Here is a 22,746-nt window from a genome sequence, read left to right as displayed (position 1 = left end):
TGATCATCGGCTCGCTCCCCACCTGTCGGCTGTTACCGCCTGCGGTGCGGTTGTTCCCGCCGTGGCGTCCGGTATGCCTCCGGTCAGCCGATCGGTGCGGCGGCGCGCGCGGCGGGCAGGCCGGGGACCTCGACGTCCACCGCGAGCAGCGCGCCGTCCTGCGGGCCCGCCACGTCCAGCCCCACCCGGGCAGTGCCGATGAAGAGTCGCCGCAGGTCGGGGCCGCCCAGGCAGATTCCGGCCGGCTGCTTGGCCGGCAGTCGGATCTCCCGGTCCAGGGTGCCGTCGGGCCGGTATCGGCGGACCGCGGAGCCGCCCCACAGCGCGATCCAGAGGTGGTCGGCCGCGTCGAGTGTCATGCCGTCCGGGCCGCCGTCGGCGGGGGACAGCCGCAGGAACGGCTCCCGTCCGTGCAGGGCCCCGGTGCCGGGGTCGACGGTGAACCGGTCGATCTGGCCGAGTGGGGTGTCGGCCAGGTACATGGTGGTGCCGCTCGCGTCGAACGCGGGCCCGTTCGGGATGGTCAGCCCGGTCACCGCGGGCACCGGCTCGGCGCCCGGGGTGAGGCGGAACAGCGTGCCCCCGCCGGGCGCCATCGCGTACGTCATGCTGCCGGCCCAGAAGCGGCCGTGCGGGTCGGCGACCGCGTCGTTCATCCGGGTCGGCTCGGGTGCGTCGCCGACCAGGTCGGCGACCGGTCGGGGGTCGCCGATGGCGGGCAGCACCCTGACGCCGGTCCCGGCGGCGGCCAGCCATTCGCCGGGTCGGTCGAGCACCGGGGCGACCGCGCCGAGTGGCACGTCGAGGCGGCGCAGCTCCCGCAGCGGGGTCGGGGCGTCGCCGTCGGTCTCCAGCAGTCGCCCGGCCAGCAGGTCGACGAGGACCAGCCGGTCGTCGACCCAACGCAGGCCCTCACCCAACTCCAGCCGGTCGGTGCTCCAGACGGTCGGCTCGGTCAGCTCCATGGTGTTCCTCCCAAAGGTCGTCAGCGGACCGTACCGCCGGGGCCGTGGTCGAGCAGCGTCAGCTCGGCCCGGTCGGGCAGACCCTCCCAGTCGCCCCGGGTGGCGACCGCGAACGCGCCGGTGATGACGGCCCGGTCCAGTCGGGCCGGCGCGTCGAGGCCGTCGAGCCAGCCGGAGAGCAGCCCGGCGACGAAGGCGTCACCCGCGCCGACGGTGTCCACCACCGGCACCGTCCGGGCTGGACGGTGGATGACGCCGGTAGCGCTGTGGCTGGTCGCCCCGTCGCCGCCGTGCTTGACCACGACCTCGGTGACGCCGGCCGAGAGGAGCGCCGAAGCCGGGTCGGTGGCGTCGGTCAGCACCGCCAACTCGTCGTCGGAGGCGATCACCAGGTCGATCGAGGGCAGCAGCGGGCGCAGCGCGGCGGCGGCCTCGGCGACCGACCAGAGCCGGTTGCGGTGGTTGACGTCCAGGCAGATCGTGCTGCCGGCCGCGCGGGCGCGCCGCACGGCCGCCACCACCGCCTGGTACGGCTCGACGCCCAGCGCGCAGGTGATGCCGGTGACGTGCAGCAGTCGGGGTGGTGGCCCGGGGGCGTCGAAGGCCCCTGTCACGTCGGCCGGGCCCAGTCGGGAGCCGGCCGAGCCGGCGCGGTGGTAGGTGACCCGGTTGATGTCGGCGACCCGGTTCTCGAAGAGGATCAGCCCGGTGGGGGCGGTCGGGTCGACCCGGGACCAGGTCAGGTCGACGCCCTCGGCGCGCAGCGTACGGCGGACCAGCTCGCCGGGCTCGTCGGCCCCGGTGACCCCGATCCAGGCCGGCCGGTGGCCGAGCCGGGCCAGGCCGATCGCCACGTTCGACTCGGACCCGGCGACGGAGATGCCGGCGGTGCCGCCCAGTCGCAGCGGGCCGGTGGTGCGGAACGCCGCCATCGTCTCGCCGAGCGTGACCAGGTCGGTCATGGCCGGACCGCCGCGAGGAAGGCGGCGGCCCGCTCCCGCAACGCCGTGGTGTCGCCGCCTCGGACGGAGTCGCCGAGCAGCGGGGAACCGACGCCGACAGCTGTCGCGCCCCGGTCGAGGTAGCGCCGGGCGCCGTCCGCGTCGACCCCACCGACCGGCACGAACGCGGTGCCGGGGAACGGGTCGCGCAGCGCGCCGAGGTAGTCGGGCCCGCCGAGGGAGGCCGGGAAGAGCTTGATCGCGGTGGCCCCGCCGTCGGTGGCCTGCACCACCTCGGTCGGGGTGAGGGCGCCGGCGAGCACCGGCAGGCCGAGCCGGCCACCCTCGGCGAGGCTCGCGGCGATCGCCGGGGTGACCAGGAAGCCGGCGCCCGCGTCGGCCGCCGCGCGGGCGTCCTCGGCGCTGAGCACGGTGCCCGCGCCGAGGCCGAAGCCGGGCCCGAGGGCGGCCCGGGCACGGCGGATGACGCCGAGCGCGTCGGTGCTGGTCAGCGAGACCTCGACCAGGGCGACGCCGCTCTCGGCCAGGGTGAGCACGGCGGTCAGCGCGGCGGCCGGGTCCGGGCCGCGCACGATGGCCAGCAGCCGATGGGTACGCAGCTCGTCGAGCAGGTTCATCACGGTGTCCTCAGTGGGTGCGGTGGGCGGAGATGGTGAGTCGCCAGGTGACCTCGCCGGCGGCGGGAACCACCGCCGCGTCGGACGGGCCGGCGTCGGCCAGGTCGAAGGCAGCGCCGAGCATCGGTTCGACGCCGAGGCTGCGGTAGGGGGTGTCGGCCGGCCAGCCGCCCAGGTTGCGCCAGAGGGCCGTGCTGCGGGGCTGGTCGGCGCACTCCAGCTCCAGGGTCAGCCGGTCGGTGCCGTCGATCACCTGGACCCGTGGGCAGTCGAGCAGCACCGCGCCGAGCGCCGTGCCGTCGTCCGGGCCGAAGGTGTCCAGCGTCAGCCCGGCCGGGGCCGGCCACGGCCCGGTCAACCACGGCTCGCCGACGGGCCAACCGCCCGGCGGCAGGAGCGCGGCGGCCTCCGGGTGCAGCCGGGTCGGGGTGCCGGCGGGCGCGTCCAGATGGGCGTCGGGGGAGAGGCCGAGCAGGGCGTGCGCGGCCCAGACGAACCGGTACCCGGGGTCGGCGGCCAGCCGGTAGTCGGCCACCACCACGCCACAGTCGTCGGTGATCCTTCGGCGCAGTGTGAACGTGGGCCGTTCGACGACCACGGTGCCGGGGGCCGCTTCGCGCCACGGCCGCGACCACACCTCGCCGTGGTCGGGCTCGCCGCGCACGGTGGGGAGGCACTCCTCCAGCCCACCGGCGTCGACGAACGCCGCACCGGGGCGTACCTCGTGCCGGCCGGGTTCCGGGCCGCGCCAGAGCCACTCCCGGTCACCGCCGTGCAGGCTCGTCCACCGGCCGCCGTGCGCCGCGTCGTACGCCACCCGCAACGGCACCGGCCGTGCACCGGTCACCACTCGGCGAACGACCCGTCGGTGTGCTGCCAGAGCGGGTTGCGCCAGGCGTGCGGGGTCTGGGCGGCCTTGCGGACCGCCGCCTCGTCGACGGTGATGCCCAACCCGGGCCGGTCGAGGCGGGCGATGTGCCCGTCCACGAACCGGAAGGGCTCCCTGTCGATCAGGTAGTCCAGCAACTCCGAGCCGGCGTTGTAGTGGATGCCGATGCTCTGCTCCTGGATCAGGAAGTTCGGCGTCGCGAAGGCCACCTGGAGACTGGCCGCCAGGGAGATCGGGCCGAGCGGGCAGTGCGGGGCGAGCAGCGCGCCGTACGTCTCGGCCAGCGCGGCGATCCGGCGGACCTCGGAGATCCCACCGGCGTGCGACAGGTCCGGCTGGACCACGGCGACCCCGGCCTGCAACGGGCCGAGGAACTCGGACCGACCGTAGAGCCGCTCGCCGGTGGCCACCGGGATCGGCGTGCTGGCGACGATGTCGCGCAGGTGGTGAGCCTGGTCGGGCAGGACCGGCTCCTCCACGAAGAACGGGCGCAGGGCGGCCAGTTCGGGCAGGATCCGACGGACGGCGGCCATCCCGGCGCGACCGTGGAAGTCCACGGCGATGTCCCGGTCGGGGCCGAGCACCTCGCGGGCGGCGGCCACCCGGCCGACGACGGCGTCCACCTCGGCCGAGGTGGGAATCGGGGAGAGCCGCCCGCAGGCGTTCATCTTGACTCCGGTAAGGCCGGCGGCGACCTGCGCGGCGGCGGCGTCGGCCACCTCGTCGGGCTCGTCCCCACCGATCCACGAGTAGATCCGCACCCGGTCCCGGACGGGCCCGCCGAGCAGCGCATGCACCGGTGCCCCGTACGCCTGCCCGGCGATGTCCCAGAGCGCCTGGTCGAGACCGGCGACCGCGCTGGAGAGGATCGGCCCGCCCCGGTAGAAACCGCCCTTGGTGAGCACCTGCCAGTGCTGCTCGACGCGCAGGGGGTCCGCGCCGATCAGATATTCGGAGAGCACCTCGACCGCGCTGCGCACCACCTCGGCGCGGCCCTCGACCACCGGCTCACCCCACCCGACCAGCCCGTCGTCGGTCTCCACCCGGCAGAACAACCACCGTGGCGCGACCAGGAAGGTCTCGATCCGCTCGATCTTCACTGGCTGCCCCTTCGTCCCCGTACCTTCTCGACGTCGCGGACGGCCTTGTCCAGCAACTGACGCATCGCGGTCTCGGCCGCTGTCTCGTCCCGGTCGCGCAGCGCGTCGACCACCGCGCGGTGGCTGGGCACCGGGTCGTCGTGCGGGGTGCCGCCGTGCACCAGCCGGTCCCGTTCGGCGAGCCCGGTCTCCATCACCACCTCCATCCGTTCCAGCAGCTCGTTGTGGGTGGCGGTGAGCAGCGCGCGGTGGAAGGCGAGGTCGGCGGCGATGACGGCGGCGGGATCGCCGTTGGCCTGGGCCATCTCGTCCAGTGCCCGGTCGAGGGCGGTCAGGTCGTCAGCGGTGGCGCGGGTGGCGGCCAGCCGGGCGGCGGCCGGCTCGATGATGGCGCGTACCTCGTGCAGTTGGTCGAGCAACCGCTGGTCGGTGCCCTCGGCGAACTGCCACCGGATCACGTCGCCGTCGAGCAGGTTCCAGTCCGCCCGGGGTCGGACGAAGGTGCCGCGCTTCTGTCGGGCGTCGACGATGCCCTTGGCCGAGAGGACCTTCAGCGCCTCGCGGAGCGCGGTGAGGCTGACGTCGAACTCCTCCTGCAACGCGACGATGTTCAGGGTCGCGCCGGCGGGGATCTCACCGGTGAGGATGCGACGGGCGATCGCTTCGACGGTCTGCCCGTGGACGCCGCGGCGTGCGTACTGTGCCAATGCTCCTGGCCTTTTCGCTGGTCGGTATCGATCTCTCAGGCCGAGGCTTTCACCGCTGTCCAGCCACCGTCCACCACGAGGCTCGCGCCGGTGATGTAGGCGGCGTCCGGCGAGGCGAGGAAGGCGACCGTCGCGGCCACCTCGTCCGGTGTGCCGAAACGCTTCGCGACGGTCTCCGCCACGCTGCGCTGCCGGTCCTCTTCGGACACGTCGGCCCAGGCTGCGGTGAGGATCGGCCCGGGCAGCACGGTGTTGACCCGGACCTGCGGGCCGTACTCCACGGCGAGTTGGCGGCCGAGTGCAACCAGGCCACCCTTGGCGGCGGCGTACGCGGGCCGGCCGGGCAACCCGACCAGCGCGTGCACCGAGGAGATCAGCACCACCGCGCCGGAGCGGGCCCGCAGGTCGTCCAGGCAGGCGCGGACGCCGAGGAACGAGCCGGTGAGGCTGACGCCGAGCTGGTGGTCCCAGGACTGTCGGCTGGTTTCGTGGGCCGGGGCGACCTGCACGGCGTACGCGGTGCTGACCAGGATGTCGACCGGGCCGAGGCTCGCTCGTGTCGCCGCCACCGCAGTTGCCCAGTCGTTCTCCTCGCTGACACTGCCCATTACGGACAGTGCTCGGTGACCGGCGGCGGTCAGCTCGTCGGCCAGCGGGGTCGGATCGTGGACGTCGAGCAGCGCGACGGCTGCTCCTTCGGCGGCGAGCCGTCGGGCGATAGCCGCACCGATCCCGCCCATAGCGCCGGTGACCAGCGCGTTCTTGCCATCAAGCCGGCGCATAGGCTGATCCACCTGACCCCTCACCGTGGTCTCGTCTAATCATTAATTACGAAGATATCTTGACAGCCGGCGAGGGTCGATGCAACCTTCTCGTCACAGCATTCACATGGACGACACATCGCGCCGTAACGCTACGTGTCGTAAAGGAAGGGATACCTCCGTGAGCGACTTCGACCCCGGTCGCCGGCGATTCCTTGGCCACCTCGGGCTCGCCGGCCTGGGCGCGCTCGGCGCCAGCTCGTTCCTCAGCGCGTGCGCCAGCTCCGCCAGCGGGCCGACGACGAGCAGCGGCTCGGGCGCGGTCACCATCCAGTCGAACCTCTCCTCGCCGCAGGCCAAGGCCGCGATGGAGAAGCTGATCGAGACCTTCAACGGGCAGGGCAAGGGCACGGCGAGCCTCAACACGATCGCCTCGGAGACCTTCCGGACCCAGCTGCCGACCTACCTGACCTCGGCCAACCCGCCGGACCTCTACACCTGGTACGCGGGCTCGGTCGCCAACGACTACGCCAGCAAGAACCTGCTGCTGGACGTCTCCGATGTCTGGAAGTCACTGGGCGACTACCCGCAGTCGCTGCGTACGCTCTCCACCGACGCCAGCGGCAAGCAGATCTTCGTGCCGATGAACAACTACTGGTGGGGCTTCTTCTACCGCAAGTCCAACTTCGCCAAGTGGGGCGTGCAGGAGCCGAAGAACTGGACCGAGTTCCTGGCCCTCTGCGAGACGTTGAAGAGCAAGGGCATCCCGCCCATCGGCATCGGCCTCGGCGACACCCCGTGGGTGGCCTCGGCCTGGTTCGACTACCTCAACATCCGGATCAACGGCGCGCCGTTCCACCGCGAGCTGCTCGCCGGCAAGCAGCGCTTCGACGACCCGAAGGTCAAGGCGGTCTTCACCCGCTGGCGCGAGGCCCTGCCCTACTTCGACCCCAAGGGCAAGGCGTACCCGTTCCAGGAGGCGACCACCGCGCTGCTGGCCGGCAAGACCGGAATGTTCCTGATCGGCACGTTCTTCGCCGACGCCGCCCCCAAGGACGCGCTCGGTGACCTGGACTTCTTCCGGTTCCCGATCATCGACCCGGCGGTGCCGCTGGCCGAGGAGGCACCGACTGACGGCTTCTTCGCCAGCGCGAAGACCGCCAACCCGACCGGCACCAAGGCCCTGCTCAGCTACCTGGCCGGGGTCGAGGCCCAGGAGGCGTACGTCAAGGCCAGCTCCGGCATCGTGCTGCCGGCCAACCCCAGGGCCAAGGCGTCGGACTCCCCGCTGGTGGTCAAGGGCAAGGCGATGCTGAACGAGGCCAAGGAGCTGACCCAGTTCTTCAACCGCGACTCCAGCGACGCGCTTCAGCCGACCGCCGACACCGCGCTGACCAAGTTCATCGACAAGCCGGACCAGATCGACGCGATCCTGCGGGAGTGGCAGGCCGGCGCCGAGAAGGTCTTCAAGGGCTGACGTGACAGCAACGATCTCCACGACTTCGGTCACCCCCACCCGGCGGCGGCGACGGTCGGCCCGACTGTCGCCGCTGCTGGTGGCGTTCGTCCTGGTGCCGTTCGCGGTCGAGAGCATCTGGGTGTTCTGGCCGGCGCTGCAGGGTTTCTGGTTCTCCCTCACCCGCTGGGACGGGATGACACCGCCGACCTTCGTCGGCACCGACAACTACGTCGAGCTGGCCGGCGACGCCACCTTCCGGGGCGCGCTGGTCAACACGGTGATCTGGCTGGTGCTCTTCGGCGGCCTCTCCGTGCTGGGTGGCTTCGGGATGGCGCTCGTCCTGCAGAAGGAGCGGCGCGGTGTCGGGTTCTACCGGGCCGCGCTGTTCACCCCTGTGGTGTTCTCGCTGGTGGTGACCGCGCTGGTCTGGCGGGTCTTCTACCAGCCCGACGGCATCGCCGACACGCTGCTGCGGGCGGTCGGCCTGGAGAGCCTGATCAGGCCCTGGCTCGCCGACCCGCAGACGGCCCTGTACGCGGTGATCCTGCCCGCGCTGTGGCGCCAGATCGGGTACGTGATGGTGCTGTTCCTCGCCGGGCTGAAGGCGATCGACCCGGCGCTGCACGAGGCGGCCCGGATGGACGGCGCGAACTCCTGGCAGCGGCTGCGGCACGTCACCATTCCCCAGCTCAAGGGGGTCAACGCGGTGGTGCTGTCGGTCATCGTGATCGACTCGCTGCGCTCGTTCGACATCGTCTGGTCGCTGACCAAGGGCGGGCCGTACCACTCGTCGGAGCTGCTCAGCACCTACATGTACTCGACCGCGTTCCAGAGCCTGCGGCTGGGCTACGCCTCGGCGATCGCGGTCGTGATCTTCGTGCTCGCGCTGGCCGTCATCCTCGGCTACCTGGTCCGCGCGTTCCGGGAGGAAGCGTGATGAACAAGCTCCGTACCGGGGCCTTCCACACCGGCATGATCCTGCTCTCGCTGCTCTGGCTGGGTCCGGTGCTCTGGGTGGTGGTGATGTCCACCCGGTCGTTCGACGACATCGCCGCGCACGGCGTGGGCAGCCTGCCCCGCTCGTTCACGCTGGACACCTACCGGCAGGCGTGGACCGACGGCGGCGAACTGCGCGCCCTGATCAACAGCCTGCTCGTCACCATCCCGTCGGTGGCGTTGAGCCTCGGGCTGGCCGCGATGGCCGCGTTCGCGCTGAGCCGATTCCGGATCCCCGGCCGGCGGACGATCCTGCTGCTGATGCTCGCCGGCAACCTGCTGCCACCGCAGATCCTGCTCATCCCGGTGGCCAAGTTCAGCGAGCTGACCGGCCTGTACGACACGCTCTGGGCGTTGATCGCGGTGCAGGTCGGCTTCGGGCTCGGCTTCTACACGTTCGTCCTGCACGGCTTCATGCGGGACCTGCCGGGCGAGATCCAGGAGGCGGCCACCATCGACGGGGCCGGCACCGCGCAGATCTTCACCAGGGTGATGCTGCCGCTGACCCGCCCGGCGCTGGCGGCTCTCGGGGCGCTCTCCTTCACCTGGATCTTCAACGACCTGCTCTGGGCGATCACCGTGCTGCGGACCGACGACAACATGCCGGTCACCCCGGCGCTGCTCGCGCTCCAGGGGCAGTTCGTGTCGTCCTGGAACGTCATCGCCGCCGGTACCGTCATCGCTGCCGTCCCCACCGTCGCGGTGTTCCTCCGCTTCCAGCGGCACTTCGTCTCCGGCCTGGCGATCGGAGCGGTCAAGTGACCGCCGAGGCCGGGCAGCGCTGGACGCTGCGCGGCACGCACACCGAGTACACGGTGCGGGTGCCAGCGCACGGTCGCTGGCTGGAACTTGTCGCGTGGGGGCCGCACGGCGTCTCCGACGGGCCCTCGCCGGTCGGCTACGACGGCCCGGTCCCGTTCCTCACCGCCGGGGACGCGGCCCCCATCGAGTACGCGACCGACGCCGACCGCCCGTTCACCGGCCCCGACCTGGTGATCGAGACCTCGAACGGGCAGCGGCGGGTGGGTTTCGCGCACACCGACGCGCGGATCGACGCCGACCAGCGGGAGCTGGCCGTCGAGTTCGCCGACCCAGTCACCGGGCTGCGCGCCACTGTGCACTACCGGATGCCGGTCGGCACCGACGTGGTGCAGCGGTGGGTCGAGCTGACCAACGACGGCAGCGACGCGCTGCGGGTCATCCGGGCCGGTTCGGGCGGGTTCTGCGTACCCACGCCGCACGGCGCGCTGCTCAGCCACCAGTGGGGGCAGTGGGCGCAGGAGTTCCAGCTCTCCCACGTCGAGCTGGGCCACGGCACCTTCAGCATCGGCAGCTCCCAGGGCGTACCCGGGCATCTGCACGTGCCCTGGCTGGCGGTGCGCGACACCGCCGAGCCGGCCGGCCCGGCCTGGGGGATGGCGCTGGCCTGGACCGGTTCGTGGGAGATCAGCGCGGAGCGGGACACCGGCGGCCTGACCCGGGTCCGGGTCGGCCGTCAGCTGGTCGACGGCCCGTTGGAGCTGGCCCCCGGCGAGCGACTGACCCTGCCGGTGGCGACCGGGGCGTACAGCTCGGACGGCCTGGACGGGCTGGCCCGGGTCTGGCACACCCACCAGCGGCTGCTCGCCGGGGAACGGCTCAGGCCGCGTCCGGTGCTCTACAACTCCTGGGAGGCGACCTACTTCGCCGTCGAGGCGCAGAGCCAGCTCGCGCTCGCCCGGATCGCTGCCGAGTTGGGTGTGGAGACCTTCGTCGTGGACGACGGCTGGTTCGTGGGCCGCGACGACGACACCGCCGGGCTGGGCGACTGGACACCCGACCCGGCGAAGTTCCCGGCCGGGTTCGACACGTTCATCGCCGATGTCCGCGCCCTCGGGCTGAACTTCGGCCTCTGGGTCGAGCCGGAGTGCGTCAACCCGAAGTCGTCCCTGTACGCCGAGCACCCGGAGTGGGTCTACTCCGTCGACGGCCGACCGATCACCCCGGTCCGCAACCAGTACCTGCTCGACCTGGGTCGGCCGGAGGTCGCCGAGTTCGTCCACTCCACAGTCGACGGGCTGTTGCGTCGGTACGACATCGACTACCTGAAGTGGGACTTCAACCGGCCGCGTACCGAACCGGGTCGGTCCGGTGGGCTGGGCCCACTCGACCTGGACGGCGCGCACGTCGCCAACCTGCACCGGATCTACGAGCGGCTGCGCCGGGACCATCCCGGTGTGCTGATCGAGGCGTGTGCCGGCGGCGGCGCGCGTACCGACCTGGCGATGGCCGCCCGCGCCGACGTGTTCTGGCCCAGCGACAACACCGGTCCACTCGACCGGCTGGCCATCCAGTACGGCTTCCTGCACGCCAACGCCCCGCACCTGCTCAGCTCCTGGGTCACCGACGCGCCCGGCCTGTTCGACCCGCGCCCGCGGACGCTGGCGTTCCGGTTCGTCCTGGCGATGGCCGGTGTGCTCGGCATCGGCGCGGACATCCGGGCGTGGACCCCCGCCGAGCGGGCCGAGGCGGCCGGCTGGATCGCCCGCTACAAGGAGATCCGGGACGTCGTCACGCACGGAGAGGTGCACCTGATCGGCGGCCCCGACCAGGCCCGCTGCGCGGTGCAGTACACCGCGCCGGACGAGAGCCGGGTGGTCGTCCTGGCCTGGCACACCGGCCGGCTCGACGGCGCCGGGCTGCTCCCGTCCCGCCCGGTCCGGTTGCCGCTGCGCGGCCTCGACCCGGCGGCCCGTTACTCGCACGGCGACCGGCACTACTCCGGCAGCCACCTCACCGCGGCGGGCCTGCCCGTGCGGTGGAGCGCCACCCACGACGCCGACCTCATCGTGCTGACCCGCGACTGAGCTCGGAGCACCACCACCCCCACCCCCGAGGGACAGGAGTACCTCCATGCGCCTGAACCGACAGCTGACCGCTGCCCTGGCCGTGCTCGGCCTGGGCCTGGCCAGCCCCGTGCCGGCGATGGCCGGCCCACCCCACGCCGACCCCCCGAAGGCCGGCCACGGGCCCGGCCGCCCCGGTCACGCCCCGGCGGCCACCGGCGCGGAGGACCAGGGCGCGCCGACCTTCTTCAACAGTGGCCTCGCCCCCACGCCCTACCAGGGCTGGAACACCTACTTCGGCCTCGGTGGCGATCCCACCGAGGCCGAAGTACGGTCGGTCACCGACTACATGGTCCACAGTGGCCTACGCGACGCCGGCTACACCTACGTCTGGATCGACGGCAACTGGGCCGCCCCCACCCCGCGTGACGAGGCCGGTCAGCTCGTCGCCGACCCCGCTCGCTTCCCCGGCGGAATGGCGGCGCTGGCCGCGTACATCCACAGCAGGGGAATGAAGGCCGGCATCTACACCGACGCCGGCCCGTACCTGCCGGGGCAGTGCGGGCTCGGCAGCAACGGCCACTACCAGGCGGACATCGCCCAGTTCGCCGGCTGGGGCTTCGACGCGCTCAAGGCCGACTGGCTCTGCGGCCGCGCCGCCGGCCTCGACCCGGAGACCACCTTCCGCGAGCTGGCCGAGGCGGTACGCCAGTCGCCCCGACCGATGCTGCTCAACATCTGCAACCCGGTCAGCTCCGACTGGGGTGGCGGCCCGTACACCCCGGAGCAGCTCTCCACCTGGAGCTACACGTACGCGCCCACCGTCGCCGACTCCTGGCGGACGTACACCGACGTGGGGCTCACCGACCCGACGCCGCAGTGGGCGTTCCCGTGGGTGCTGCGCAACATGGACGTCAACGCGTACCACCCGGCGGCCACCGGGCCGGGGCACTACAACGACCCGGACTACCTGCTGCCGATGCGTCCGCTGCCCGACGGCGGGTACGAGTTGAGCCTGGAGGAGTCCAAGACGCAGCTCGGCATGTGGGCCATCATGGCCGCGCCGCTGGTGATCGGCTCCGACCCGCGTGGCCTGCCGCAGGAGATGATCTCGGCGCTGACCAACCCCGAGATCATCGCCGTGGACCAGGACCCGCTGGTACGGCAGGGCGTCAAGGTCGCCGACACCGGCACCGACGCGCAGGTCTGGAGCAAGGTGCTCGCCGGCTCCGGCAGACGGGCCGTCGCGCTGCTCAACCGGCACGACACCGCCCAGCAGATCACCGTGAACTTCGCCGACGTCGCCCTCGGCGGGTCGGTCCGGGTCCGTGACCTGTGGTCCCGGTCCACGGTGGACGCCCAGCCGGGCACCCCGGGCGTGCAGCCGTTCACCGGCTCGTACACCGTCGAGGTGCCGGCGCACGGGGTGGCAATGCTCGGCCTGACCGGCACCGACCAGGTCGCCGGCGCCGACCTCGGCGGCACCGCCAGTGCCAGCCCCGCGCTGGTCCGGGTCGACGACACGCACGCCACCGCCTTCGTCCGCGACGCGCAGGGCGCCCTGGCGGTCAACACCCGTTCCGGTACGACGTGGGGAAGCCGGTGGATCTCCCTCGGTGGCCCGATCGGCGGCCGGATCCTCGGGCAGCCGGCGGCGTACGGCTCCGCCGACGGGCGGATCGACGTCTTCGTCCGGGGCACCGACAACGCCGCCTGGCAGCGCAGTTACGTCGCCGGTACGTGGGGGCCGTGGCGCAACCTCGGCGGCACGCTGACCGACGCGCCGACTGTGGCGTGGACCAGCCCGACGCAGTGGACGCTTGTCGCCCGTGGTGCCGACGGCAAGCTCTGGACGCGTACGCCGAGCGCTGGCTGGACCGGTGTGGGGGCTCCCGAGAACCGGCCGTTCTACGGTCGGCCGAGCGCGGTCGTCGACGACGCCGGCGTGCTGCACGTGGCGGTTCGCAGTCGCACCGACGAGGTGTGGTGGAGCAGCCGCACCGGCACCACGTGGTCGGCCTGGACCAGCCTGGGCGGCACCACCAGCGGCAGCCCGACCCTGCTCGCCACCTCCGGCCGGGTCTACCTGTTCGCGCTGGCCGCCGACAACCGGCTCTGGCAGCGCAACCTGGCCGACGGTGCCTGGGGCGGCTGGTTCCGACGTGGTGAGTTCGCCACCGACGCGTTCCGGGGTGCGCCCGGGGCCGCCGCCGGAGCCAACGGCAGCGCCTGGCTGGCGGTACGCGGCGTGGACGACCGGGTGCACCAGGTCATCCTGTGATCCACCGGGCGGGCCGTCGACCGACGGCCCGCCCCGGCTCAGGCCGGGACGAGTTCCCGGCAGCGGTGCAGAGCGGCCCGGGCCAGCGGCGTGTCACGGCCGGCGATCCCGGCTTCCAGTTCGGCGACCGCCGCCGCGGCCCGCGCAGGTTCACCCTGCGCCGCTGCGGCCTCGGCCAGCACCAGCACCGCGTCGGCGGCCCACGCCAGGATGCCCTTTCCGCGTACCACCGACAGCGCCTCCGTCGCGTGCCGGACGGCCTCGTCCGGCTGCCTGGTCACTGTCAGTCGGGCCAGCGCCGACAGCGTCTGCACCAGCGGCCAGATCGCACCGACTCGGCGGGCGTCGACCACCACCTCCCGCAGCGCCCGTTCGGCCACCTCCACCTCGTCCAGCCCGCCGGTCCTGTCGCCCAGGCCGGCGGCGCTGCCGGCGTTCGCGGTGCCGCCGTTCGCGGTGGCGGTGAGCGCCAGCACGGTGGCCAGTTCGGCCCGCGCGTCCAGCAGGGTGACCGGCATCCGCTCGGCGCTGGCGACCAGCCGACGGAGCCGCTCGACGAGACCGTCCAGCCGGCCGGTGGCTCGGTCCAGTGACAACTGGGTTGCCTCCACCAGGGACGTCAGCCGCTCGTACCCGGTCTCGTCGACCAGCGCCCGGCCGGCCGCCAGCAACGCTTCGGCCTGCTCGGGATGACCGGCGTGCAGCGCGCCCTGCGCCCAGTTCAGGCAGGCGCGGGCGTGTTCGCGCGGCCGATCGGCCAACTCCGCGGACGCCCGCAGCTCCGTGATGATCGCCCAGGCCGCCGGGTCGCCCAACTCCAGCAGCAGCGAGGCCCGGGCGATGCGGACCGCGAGGTGCGACCCGGGATCCCCGCTGGCCGCCGCTGCGGTCTCCGCCTCCGTACAACGGGCCAGGTGGTCGTCGACGTGCCGGCCCACGACGGTGTCGGGGGCCGCCAGCACCGCGAGCGCCGGGGCCTTGCGGCGCGGCGCGCGCAGGTACGGCACCGCACGCTCGATCTCGGTGTACCCGCGCAGCGCCTCGCCCTGCTGGCGCAGCATCCGACCCAGCACCAGGCCCAGCTCCCCTCGGGCGCCCGGTGGCAGCCGTCGGTCGGCGAGCAGCCGTTCCAGCACCGGGATCGCCTCGGCCTGGCTGAGCCCGTCGATGGCCGACCGGCCCAGCTTGGCGGCGAGTCGAACCCGTACCGGTCGGGGAAGCTCGGCGACGTCCATCGTCTGGAGCAGGAAGCTGGCGGCGGTCGCGTCGTCGCCGCGTTCGGTGGCCAGGTCGGCGGCCGCCTCGGCGTTGCGGACGAAGTCGGCCCCGCTGCCGGCCCGACGGTAGTGGTGCGCCAGCTGGGCCACCGGTCTCGGCAGTTCCTGCTCCAACACCCGCGCGACCCGCAGGTGCAGCCACTCCCGGCTCTCCCGGGGCACCAGGTCGTAGACCACCTGTCGGGCCAGGTCGTGGCGGAACCGCAGGCCGTCCCCGGCGTCGTGCAGCAGGCCCGCCCGGTGTGCGGCGGTCAACGCCGCGCCGATCGCCACCCGGTCCAGGCTGAGCACCGCGGCGAGGATGCGCTGATCGGGCGTCATGCCCAGCACGGCCGCCGCGCCGAGCACCTCCCGGGTGGCCTCGTCGAGCGGGCGCAGCCGCCAGAGCAGCACGTCACGGAGGACGAACGGGACACTGTCGTCGGCCAACGGGTCGCCGCCCCGCTCGGCGAGCGTACGCAGCACCTCCTCGACCACGAACGGGATACCGGCGGTGCGGTCGAGCAGGGCGGCGGTCAGTTGCTGCGGCGGGTCGTCGAGCCGCAGGGTGCGCGCCGCCAGCCGGCGTACGTCATCGGCGTCCAGCGGGCTGAGCGCGACGCGCGTGACGCTCCACGGGGGAGTCCGCGCCAGGGCGTCGTGGATCGGCGTGCTGCTCCCCGGCGTCGCCGTCCGCGCGGTCAGCAGCACGGCCAGCCCGTCCACCGGGTGGGTGCTCAGGTATGCGAGGAGTTCGCAGGTCGCCGGGTCCGCCCAGTGCAGATCCTCGAGCAGGAGGGTGGCGGGGCTCAGCGCGGCGAGCACCGCCGCGACGGCGCGGAACAGGCGATGACGCTCGGCCGCCGGGTCGGTCAACGGGGGCGGCGCGTCCGGCAGGACGTCGGCGAGTTCGGGCAGTAGTGGCGCGAGGGCGCCGGCCACCGGGCTGAGTGGACCGGGCCGCTCGGTGCAGCCCCGGATCGCGTCCAGCAGCACGCCGAGCGGGAAGGGTTCGGGCACGTCGTCGCACTCGCCGACGAGGTGCCGCCCGGGGAGTTCGGCGAGCAGCTCGGCGACGAGCCGACTCTTGCCGATTCCGGGCTCACCTTCGAGCAGGATCAGGCAGGGCGGGGTGGCGACGAGCCGGCGTAACTGGGCCAGTTCCGCCGTTCGGCCGACGAATTCGACGGGCCCGCGCAGACGTTCGGGGCGGACGGGAGTTGGGCTCCCGCCGCCCCGGGTCTTGTCCTCGCCGCCGTCGATCACCGTGGGGCGAGCAGATCATCTCTGCGGTTCCCGCCGGTCATCCGGCGGACCGGCGGTGACCTGAGTCACACGCCGATCCGCCGGGTCGGGGGAGCGGGGTCAGGACTGGACGGTGACCGGCACGACCTTCAGCGAGCCGTCACCGTTGCGGAACTCCAACACCCCGACGTAACGCTGCCCCGGGGCGAGCCCGGACCAGCGCAGTGTCAGGTTCGCCGTCGCGCCCGGCTGCACGCTGCGCTGCTTCGGGTCGATGGTGACCCGGCCGGTGGAGCTGCCCGGCGCGCCCGGCAGGTAGCTGGTGATGGTGTACGCGTTGGCCTCGTCCTTGATGTTCTCGGTGAACTCCTGCTCGACGACCACGATGTAGTCACCGGCACCGTCGGGCAGGGCGACCTTCGCGCCGATCCGGGTGCTGGCAGTGGCGGTGACGAACTTCCCGGACTTGTCGTAGACGTTGAGGCTGAACTCGGTGCACTCCATCACGCCCTCCTCGTCCTCCCAGTCGATGTGGGAGCAGGTGGGCCGTGCCGACGTCACGTGGATCTCCGGACTGCGGGTGCCGGCCGGTACGTGCAGGGTGGTCCGGCTGATCGACGCGGGCAGCGGCACCGGCAGGTTGTTCGACGTGCTCCAGTCCCAGCTCGGCCCGTCGCCCTTCAGGGTCACTGACGTGCTGGTACCCGAGGTCAGGCCGGACAGCTGGGAGATCAGCTGACCCTTGTAGCCGGCCTCGGCGGCGATCCGGACGCTGCCGGAGGTGCCCGTGCCGGTGATGGCGTCGGGGGCGACCAGCCCGGAGTTGTGCACGACCAGCGGGCTACGTACCGCGTGCTTGAACTGGTCGCGCCAGGTCAGCGAGCCGTCGGCCCAGGTGTCGAACGCGCCGCCGGTGTTGGTGACCTCGACGGTGAAGCGGGCGCTCTGGCCCGGACGGATCTGCATCTTCTTCGGGGTGACAGTGACCTTGTAGCCCGGCGGGGCCTGCACCGACGAGGTGTAGGTGCTGGTCTTGTCGCTGACGTTGGTGACCGTACGGGTCACGCTCTGCTTGCCGACCATCCGGCCCAGCGAGATCGACGGGTAGTTGAGCTGGGCGGTGTCGATCGCACCGATCGTGTCGCAGCCGTCCAGGTCGGCGAGCCCGTAGTCGCCGCCCCGGTCGGCGGACACTCCGCACAGGTACTTGATCCAGTCCTGCTGGTTGGAGTCGTAGACCAGGCCCGGGTCGAAGGCGCTGCCCGGCTTCACCTGACCGGCGCCGTAGTTCATGGGAGTGGCGTCGTACGTGCCGATCTTGATGGGGTTGCCCTTGTCGGTGGTGTCCACCGCGCTGGTCATCAGCGCCGAGCGGACCGCCGCCGGCGACCAGTCGGGGTTCTTGGCCAGCAGCAGCGCGGCGATGCCGGCGATGTGCGGCGCGGCCATCGAGGTGCCCGACTCCAGGGCGAAGTCGTTGCCGCCGATGGACGGGGAGAACGCGGCGATGATGTCCTGACCGGGCGCGCTGATGTCCGGCTTGAGCAGCTCACCGGCGTTCAGGTTCGACGGGCCCGCCGAGGAGAACGCGGCGACGGCGGGAGCCTCGACCGTCTCCAGCTTGCTCGGCGAGATGGTCGCCGTGGCGTTGCCCTTGCCGACGTACGCGGTGACAGTGGCCAGGTCGACCTCGTTGATGTGCACTGTCGGCACGGCCTGCACGTCGGCGTTCAGGGAGTTCAGCTCTTCGTTGTACAGCACCATGCCGACCCCGCCGGCCCGCGCCACCTCGATGCTCTTGTCGGTACGCGGGATCTCGCCGCGCAGGCAGAGCACGATCGCGCCCTTGACCTTGGCCGGGTCCAACGTGTCGTCGGCGCAGAGGCCGGCACCGTAGGCGCCGTCCGGGTCGACCGCGCTGTCCTTCGCGAAGACCAGGCGGGCCGGCCCGACGCCGGTCTCGCCCATGCCCACACCGGCGATGGTGGTGCCGTCGCCGAGGGTGAGCGCGCGGGTGTTCTGCCGGTCGGTGGTGCTCGCGGCCACAGTGGTCAGCCACGGCGTCGAGTTGTCGACGGTGTTGGCGAACGGGCCGGAGTTGCCGGCGGCGGCGGCGACGAAGACCCCGGCGGCGGCCGCGTTGAAGAACGTCGCGTCGACGGCACCGAAGCGCTCGGTGTCGTCACCGATCGAGTAGTTGATCACGTCGACGCCGTCCGCGACCGCGTCGTCGATGGCGTGCACGATGTCGATGTCGGTGCCGGTCGCTCCGCCCGCACCGTTGTCGTACAGCGCCTTGTAGATCGCCAACCGCGCGGCCGGCGCCATGCCGGAGATCATGCCCAGGTCCTGGTTGCCCGACGTCGCCCGCACGCCGTGGATGCCGGCGGCGGTGCTGGCGGTGTGGGTGCCGTGGCCGTTGCGGTCGCGCGGCGAGGAGTAGTCGTCCGGGAACGCGTCGGCGATGCCACTGTCGTTGTACCAGCGTGCCCCGATCACCTTGTTGTTGCAGGTCACCGGTGCTTCGACGCCAACGTCGCAGGTGCCCTTCCACTTGGCGTCGATGACGGCCTGGTCGGGGCGCGGGCTGGGCAGCGGGGCGAAGCTCGCGCTCTCCGGCCAGTAGCCGCTGTCGATGACCCCGATGATCACGCCCTCACCCGCGTGGGGGTCGCCGCCGAACTCCTTGTCCCACACCCCGCCCTTGCCGGTCAGGCCCAGGTAGTCGGGGGTGTGTGCGGTGGCGGCGTGCACCTTCTGGCTCTCGTACACCGCGCGGACACCCTTGGTGGCGCGCAGCCGGGCGGCCTGCGGCCCGGTCAGGTCGGCGGCGAAGCCGTTGAACGCGGTCTCCATGGTGACGCGGGTGCGCTCGGCGGGCACGCCGACCCGGTCCAGCACCGACTTGCGCTGCTGGCGCAGGTGGTCCCGGTACGCGTTGGCGTTCCCGGACGTACGGTTCAGCTTCGCCCCGTCGACCGGCTTGGTGGCGGCGATCCCGGGAACCCCGCCGGTGTAGGTGGCCAGTGGTTCCTCGGCGAGCTGGACGAGGTAGCGGGCGGTCGGTCCACTGCTCGCCGGCGCGGCGGTGGCGCTGGCGGGCAGGCTGGTCAGGCCGGCCGCGGTCAGCGCCACGGCGGCCAGCATGCTGACCCGGTGCCTGGCCCGTCCGGTCCGATGGGTGTTCGGTTGTGGCACGTCGTTGCCTCCACGTTCGGTGCCGGCCGCCACGACTGATGACGGTGGCCGAAACCTAGGATCGGCACCGATCATCGAGAAGCACTCGTAACCTGGCCGTCATCTTGGAAACAAGCTCGTAACACAACGGGTACTTTGCGCGTCATTTAGGAACGTCGACTTGGGTGATCTGTGCCATTTGGTCGGTTGCCCGTGTCGTCGGTCGAGTCGGCTTTCGTGGTCTTCGACGCACAGGGTTTCGGCTGCCTGTCCCACGGGTCGCGGCTTGGCGGGGCCACAACGATGTGGATACGGCTGGAAGCGTGCCGCAGGCATTGTGGGCTTCGGGGCGAGATCGTGACCCGGGGTGTCAGTCGCGCCGGACGAGACCCGGGCCGGCGGTGATGTCGATGTCGCCGTCTGCGATGTCGTGGCCGGCGGCGCAGCGGAGCACCGCGCGGATCGGTTCGCCGCAGTCGTGGTGGGTGGCGATGACCGACGGGCCGGTGTCGGTGGCGGCCCAGGTGTCGCCCCAGTTGCGCAGCGCGGTGATGACCGGCAGGAGGGCGCGGCCCTTGCTGGTGAGTTGGTACTCGTGGCGGGTGCGCTGCCCGGGCTCGCGGTAGGGGATTCGTTCGAGCAGGTCGGCGGCGACCATTTCCTTGAGTCGGGCGGCCATGGCGGGCTCGCCGACGCCGACCCGGCGGACGAAGTCGTCGAAGCGGCGCGTGCCGAGCAGGGCCTCGCGCATGATCAGGACCGTCGACCTGCTGCCCATGATGTCCATCGCCCGGGCCACCGAGCAGTTCTCGCTCGTCCAGGAATCGCGATCGTCTCGTAGGTCCTTCATGCCGTCCAGCGTACCTGACTTGCGTTAGGGCTAGCCAGGTGCTTCACTGGGTCGCGCTGACTTCAGCATACGCAAGCCAGCCCATCAGCCTGAAGGATCTTCAGTGACCACCAGCACCGCAACCCCGATCCCACCCGGCGCGGCAGCACCCGGGCCGGCAGCTACCGCCCGCTCATCTCTGCGCGGCTCCCGCGCGGTGACCCTGATCGCCATGTGCCTGGGCGCGATGATCACGTTCCTGCAGATCACCGCGACGGTCTCCGCGCTGACCACGATCCAGCGGGACCTGCGGGTAGACCCGACCACGCTGGTCTGGATCCCCAGCGCCTACACCCTGATGGTGGCGAGCGTCGTGCTCTCCGCGGCCACCCTGGGCAGCCGGTACGGGCGCAGGCGAATGTTCGCCGCCGGGGTCGTCGCGATGATCGTCGGCGCGGCCGTCGTGGCCAGCGCTCCGACCGTCGGCTGGGTGATCGCCGGGCAGTTGGTCGCCGGCCTTGGTGGCGCCCTGATCCTGCCGAACAGCCTGGCGATCCTCGGTGCGACCTTCACCGACCCGCACCGCCGGACCGAGGTCATCACCGCGTGGTCGGCGGCGTCCGGCATCGGGCTCGCGATCGGCCCGCTGATCGCCGGTGCCCTGCTGCAGCACTACCAGTGGCACAGCGTCTACCTGTCGACGATCGCGCTGGGCCTGGTCACCCTCGTCGTCGCCGTCGTCGGAGTGGCTGAGTCCCGGCCGAGCGCCGCCCGGCTCGACGTGCCCGGCCTGCTGCTGGGCACCGTCGCGATCGCGGCCGCCGTCTACGCGCTGATCCAGGGCGGCAAGGTCGGCTACACCAGCCCCGTGGTGTCGACGGCCTGGGTCGTCGCGGTCGTCGCACTTGTCGCGTTCGTGCTGGTCGAGCTGCGGACCAGCGCGCCGATGCTCGACGTACGGCTGTTCCGGTCCGCGTCGTTCAGCGCTGTCATGGTCGTCGGTGCGGTGTCGCTGTTCGGTTTCACCGGCGTGGCGATCCTGCTGGTCCTCTTCCACGAGCGTGCCCAGGCGCTCAGCCCGCTGGACACCGGCTGGCGGATGCTGATGCTCTTCGGTGTTTACGTGCTGGTCGCCTTCGGCGCCGGGCGGGCGATCCGTCGTACCGGGTTCAAGGCGCCACTGACCCTCGGCCTGGTCCTCGGTGCGGTGGCCAGCTTCGCGCTGGCGAACCAGGGGCCGGACACGTCGTTCGGTCACCGCTGGGCGTTGTTCGCGTTGTTCGGCGGGGCCAGCGCGCTGGTGGTGGCCCCGGCGACCGCGGCGGCCCTGGCCAGCGTCGCGCCCGCCCAGGCCGGGATGGCCTCCGGCGCGGTCAACGCGGCGCGCCAGGTCGGCTCGGTGCTCGGCTCGTCCCTGCTCGGCACGCTGCTCACCACCACGATGGTGGCCGACCTGCCGGGCCGGCTCGCCGCACACCAGGTCGACGAACCCACCCGGAGCGCCGTGCGGGCGGCGGTGGCCTCCGGGGCCAACGGCGACCAGCCACTACCCGACCCGGTGCGGGCGGCGATCGCGGAGGCGCTGACCTCCGGAGTCCAGGCCGGGCTGCGGATCAACGGCGTCGTCTTCCTCGTCGCCGCCGTGCTCGCGCTCACCCTCATCCGCAACCGGCCGCACCAGCACTAGGGCCGGGCGCGTCGGCCCGCCGTCGTGCGCGCCGGTCACCGCTGCGGCGGGGCCGTCCGGGTGGGAATGTGCTCGTAGCGCTTGCGCATGGTCTCGCTGGCGGCCGGGCCGGCGGCGAACACGAAGGTGGCGTCGTCGAGCGGGCGACCGGTGTTGCTGTCGACGAGCACCGGGTCGGCCTCCACCCCGGTGGCCCGGTCGACGAGGATCATGCTGCGCTCGCTCGGATCGAGGCGTGAGTTGCCCCAGGCCGCGAGGGCGACGATGACCGGCCGCAGGCTGCGGCCGAGGTCGGTGAGGACGTACTCGTAGCGGTCCGGTCTGGTCTGGTAGCGGCGACGTTCCAGCAGCCCCTGGCCGGTGAGGGTCTTGAGCCGGCTGGTCAGGATGCTGGACGAGACGCCGAGGTTGGCCTGGAACTGATCGAAGCGGGTGTAGCCGTCGAAGGCGTCGTGCAGGATCAGCAGCGTCCACCACTCGCCCACGTGGCCCAGCGCACTGGACAACGGACATTCGCGGTCCGCCAAGCGGATCTTTCCGGCCACAACCGTGCCCTCTCCCGAGTAGGTGCTACTGTCGAAGCTAGTAGGTGCTGTTTCAGAAGTAACCATACGACGGGCCCTCGGCGACGTCGGAGAGGGACGGGAGACCATGACTGCCACCCAGGGCGCACCAGCCATCATTCGCCGCTACTTCGCGCTCGCCGGCCAGCCCGACTCCGCGGACTACTTCGCTCTCTTCGCCGAGGACGCTGTGGTCGAGGACGAGTCGAACGAGTACCGGGGCATCGAGGCCATCCGTCAGTGGCGCCGTGCCGTGCCGCTGGTGTCGTACGAGATCACCGACGTCGAGGAGACTCCCGCCGGCACCGTGGTGACCGCCACGATCACCGGCGACTTCCCCGGCAGCCCGTTCGCCGGCCTCCGGTACCGCTTCAGCGACTACGACGACAGCGCGATCCGGATGCTGCGCATCGCGCCCTGACCGCTG

18 protein-coding genes are annotated in these 22,746 nt (G+C 72.2%); 7 read left to right on the top strand and 11 right to left on the bottom strand.

What is annotated here, in order from left to right:
• Positions 1–83: 83 nt before the first annotated feature.
• Genes KBX26_RS29860 through KBX26_RS29830 form a run of 7 tightly spaced genes read right to left on the bottom strand, consistent with a single transcriptional unit; the run spans position 84 to position 6,022 of the window.
• Positions 84–965, bottom strand: a complete 882-nt coding sequence (locus KBX26_RS29860) for an SMP-30/gluconolactonase/LRE family protein (protein ID WP_030329479.1) — start codon at positions 963–965, stop codon at positions 84–86.
• Between the two features lie 20 nt (positions 966–985).
• On the bottom strand, positions 986–1,927 hold the full coding sequence (locus KBX26_RS29855; protein WP_030329477.1) for a sugar kinase: 942 nt from the start codon (positions 1,925–1,927) through the stop codon (positions 986–988).
• The gene (locus tag KBX26_RS29850; RefSeq protein WP_210866934.1) at positions 1,924–2,544 is read right to left on the bottom strand and encodes a bifunctional 4-hydroxy-2-oxoglutarate aldolase/2-dehydro-3-deoxy-phosphogluconate aldolase; all 621 of its coding nucleotides are present in this window, start codon (positions 2,542–2,544) and stop codon (positions 1,924–1,926) included. The genes KBX26_RS29855 and KBX26_RS29850 overlap by 4 nt, the downstream gene beginning before the upstream one ends.
• Positions 2,545–2,554: 10 nt before the next feature.
• On the bottom strand, positions 2,555–3,394 hold the full coding sequence (locus KBX26_RS29845; protein WP_030329473.1) for a hypothetical protein: 840 nt from the start codon (positions 3,392–3,394) through the stop codon (positions 2,555–2,557).
• A complete protein-coding gene (gene dgoD / locus KBX26_RS29840) occupies positions 3,388–4,533 on the bottom strand; it encodes a galactonate dehydratase (RefSeq protein ID WP_210866933.1) in 1,146 nt (381 codons plus the stop codon). The genes KBX26_RS29845 and dgoD overlap by 7 nt, the downstream gene beginning before the upstream one ends.
• Positions 4,530–5,240 carry a FadR/GntR family transcriptional regulator gene (locus tag KBX26_RS29835; protein WP_210866932.1) on the bottom strand — a complete coding sequence of 237 codons (711 nt, stop codon included), beginning with the start codon at positions 5,238–5,240 and terminating at the stop codon, positions 4,530–4,532. The genes dgoD and KBX26_RS29835 overlap by 4 nt, the downstream gene beginning before the upstream one ends.
• A 35-nt stretch (positions 5,241–5,275) precedes the next feature.
• Complete coding sequence (locus KBX26_RS29830; RefSeq protein ID WP_210866931.1) at positions 5,276–6,022, bottom strand: SDR family NAD(P)-dependent oxidoreductase; 747 nt, start codon at positions 6,020–6,022, stop codon at positions 5,276–5,278.
• A gap of 160 nt (positions 6,023–6,182) precedes the next feature.
• Between KBX26_RS29830 and KBX26_RS29825 the strand changes: the two genes are divergently transcribed.
• From KBX26_RS29825 to KBX26_RS29805, 5 genes are read left to right on the top strand one after another with little or no spacing between them, the layout of a single operon-like run.
• On the top strand, positions 6,183–7,478 hold the full coding sequence (locus KBX26_RS29825; RefSeq protein ID WP_210866930.1) for an extracellular solute-binding protein: 1,296 nt from the start codon (positions 6,183–6,185) through the stop codon (positions 7,476–7,478).
• Between the two features lies 1 nt (position 7,479).
• On the top strand, positions 7,480–8,397 hold the full coding sequence (locus tag KBX26_RS29820) for a carbohydrate ABC transporter permease (protein ID WP_051708219.1): 918 nt from the start codon (positions 7,480–7,482) through the stop codon (positions 8,395–8,397).
• Complete coding sequence (locus tag KBX26_RS29815) at positions 8,397–9,218, top strand: carbohydrate ABC transporter permease (protein WP_210860344.1); 822 nt, start codon at positions 8,397–8,399, stop codon at positions 9,216–9,218. The genes KBX26_RS29820 and KBX26_RS29815 overlap by 1 nt, the downstream gene beginning before the upstream one ends.
• Positions 9,215–11,302, top strand: a complete 2,088-nt coding sequence (locus tag KBX26_RS29810) for an alpha-galactosidase (RefSeq protein WP_210866929.1) — start codon at positions 9,215–9,217, stop codon at positions 11,300–11,302. The genes KBX26_RS29815 and KBX26_RS29810 overlap by 4 nt, the downstream gene beginning before the upstream one ends.
• 46 nt (positions 11,303–11,348) lie before the next feature.
• Positions 11,349–13,562, top strand: a complete 2,214-nt coding sequence (locus KBX26_RS29805; RefSeq protein ID WP_210866928.1) for a glycoside hydrolase family 27 protein — start codon at positions 11,349–11,351, stop codon at positions 13,560–13,562.
• A 38-nt stretch (positions 13,563–13,600) separates the two neighbouring features.
• Here KBX26_RS29805 and KBX26_RS29800 read toward each other — a convergent pair whose 3' ends face one another.
• The 3 genes from KBX26_RS29800 to KBX26_RS29790 form a co-directional block, all read right to left on the bottom strand.
• On the bottom strand, positions 13,601–16,084 hold the full coding sequence (locus KBX26_RS29800; protein ID WP_210866927.1) for an AAA family ATPase: 2,484 nt from the start codon (positions 16,082–16,084) through the stop codon (positions 13,601–13,603).
• A gap of 99 nt (positions 16,085–16,183) precedes the next feature.
• Positions 16,184–19,261 (bottom strand): S8 family serine peptidase, encoded by a 3,078-nt coding sequence (locus tag KBX26_RS29795; RefSeq protein WP_210866926.1) that lies wholly within the window; start codon positions 19,259–19,261, stop codon positions 16,184–16,186.
• A gap of 349 nt (positions 19,262–19,610) precedes the next feature.
• Entirely contained in the window at positions 19,611–20,090 is a 480-nt protein-coding gene (locus tag KBX26_RS29790; protein WP_210866925.1) for a helix-turn-helix domain-containing protein, read from the bottom strand.
• A 103-nt stretch (positions 20,091–20,193) separates the two neighbouring features.
• Here KBX26_RS29790 and KBX26_RS29785 point away from each other — a divergent pair, with 103 nt between their 5' ends.
• Positions 20,194–21,756 (top strand): MFS transporter, encoded by a 1,563-nt coding sequence (locus KBX26_RS29785; protein ID WP_210866924.1) that lies wholly within the window; start codon positions 20,194–20,196, stop codon positions 21,754–21,756.
• A gap of 35 nt (positions 21,757–21,791) precedes the next feature.
• On the opposite strand, the gene KBX26_RS29780 is transcribed toward KBX26_RS29785, so the two are convergent.
• The gene (locus KBX26_RS29780; RefSeq protein WP_209444498.1) at positions 21,792–22,262 is read right to left on the bottom strand and encodes a helix-turn-helix domain-containing protein; all 471 of its coding nucleotides are present in this window, start codon (positions 22,260–22,262) and stop codon (positions 21,792–21,794) included.
• A gap of 145 nt (positions 22,263–22,407) precedes the next feature.
• Here KBX26_RS29780 and KBX26_RS29775 point away from each other — a divergent pair, with 145 nt between their 5' ends.
• Positions 22,408–22,740: a nuclear transport factor 2 family protein gene (locus KBX26_RS29775; protein WP_210866923.1), complete on the top strand. Its 333-nt coding sequence runs from the start codon at positions 22,408–22,410 to the stop codon at positions 22,738–22,740.
• The last annotated feature ends 6 nt before the right edge of the window (positions 22,741–22,746 follow it).

Origin of the sequence: Micromonospora sp. C97 (assembly GCF_018070385.1) — a bacterium.
In the GTDB taxonomy this organism is placed as follows: Bacteria; Actinomycetota; Actinomycetes; order Mycobacteriales; family Micromonosporaceae; genus Micromonospora; species Micromonospora parva.
Note: the sequence above shows the minus strand (reverse complement) of the source record. Positions and strands in the feature narration are given on the sequence as shown.

Excerpts from the sequence above, each read along its gene's own strand:
- KBX26_RS29805 (WP_210866928.1), top strand. The coding sequence starts at position 11,349 with ATGCGCCTGAACCGACAGCTGACCGCTGCCCTGGCCGTGCTCGGCCTG.
- KBX26_RS29830 (WP_210866931.1), bottom strand. The coding sequence starts at position 6,022 with ATGCGCCGGCTTGATGGCAAGAACGCGCTGGTCACCGGCGCTATGGGC.
- KBX26_RS29855 (WP_030329477.1), bottom strand. The coding sequence starts at position 1,927 with ATGACCGACCTGGTCACGCTCGGCGAGACGATGGCGGCGTTCCGCACC.
- KBX26_RS29790 (WP_210866925.1), bottom strand. The coding sequence starts at position 20,090 with ATGAAGGACCTACGAGACGATCGCGATTCCTGGACGAGCGAGAACTGC.
- KBX26_RS29860 (WP_030329479.1), bottom strand. The coding sequence starts at position 965 with ATGGAGCTGACCGAGCCGACCGTCTGGAGCACCGACCGGCTGGAGTTG.
- KBX26_RS29815 (WP_210860344.1), top strand. The coding sequence starts at position 8,397 with ATGAACAAGCTCCGTACCGGGGCCTTCCACACCGGCATGATCCTGCTC.
- KBX26_RS29850 (WP_210866934.1), bottom strand. The coding sequence starts at position 2,544 with ATGAACCTGCTCGACGAGCTGCGTACCCATCGGCTGCTGGCCATCGTG.
- KBX26_RS29775 (WP_210866923.1), top strand. The coding sequence starts at position 22,408 with ATGACTGCCACCCAGGGCGCACCAGCCATCATTCGCCGCTACTTCGCG.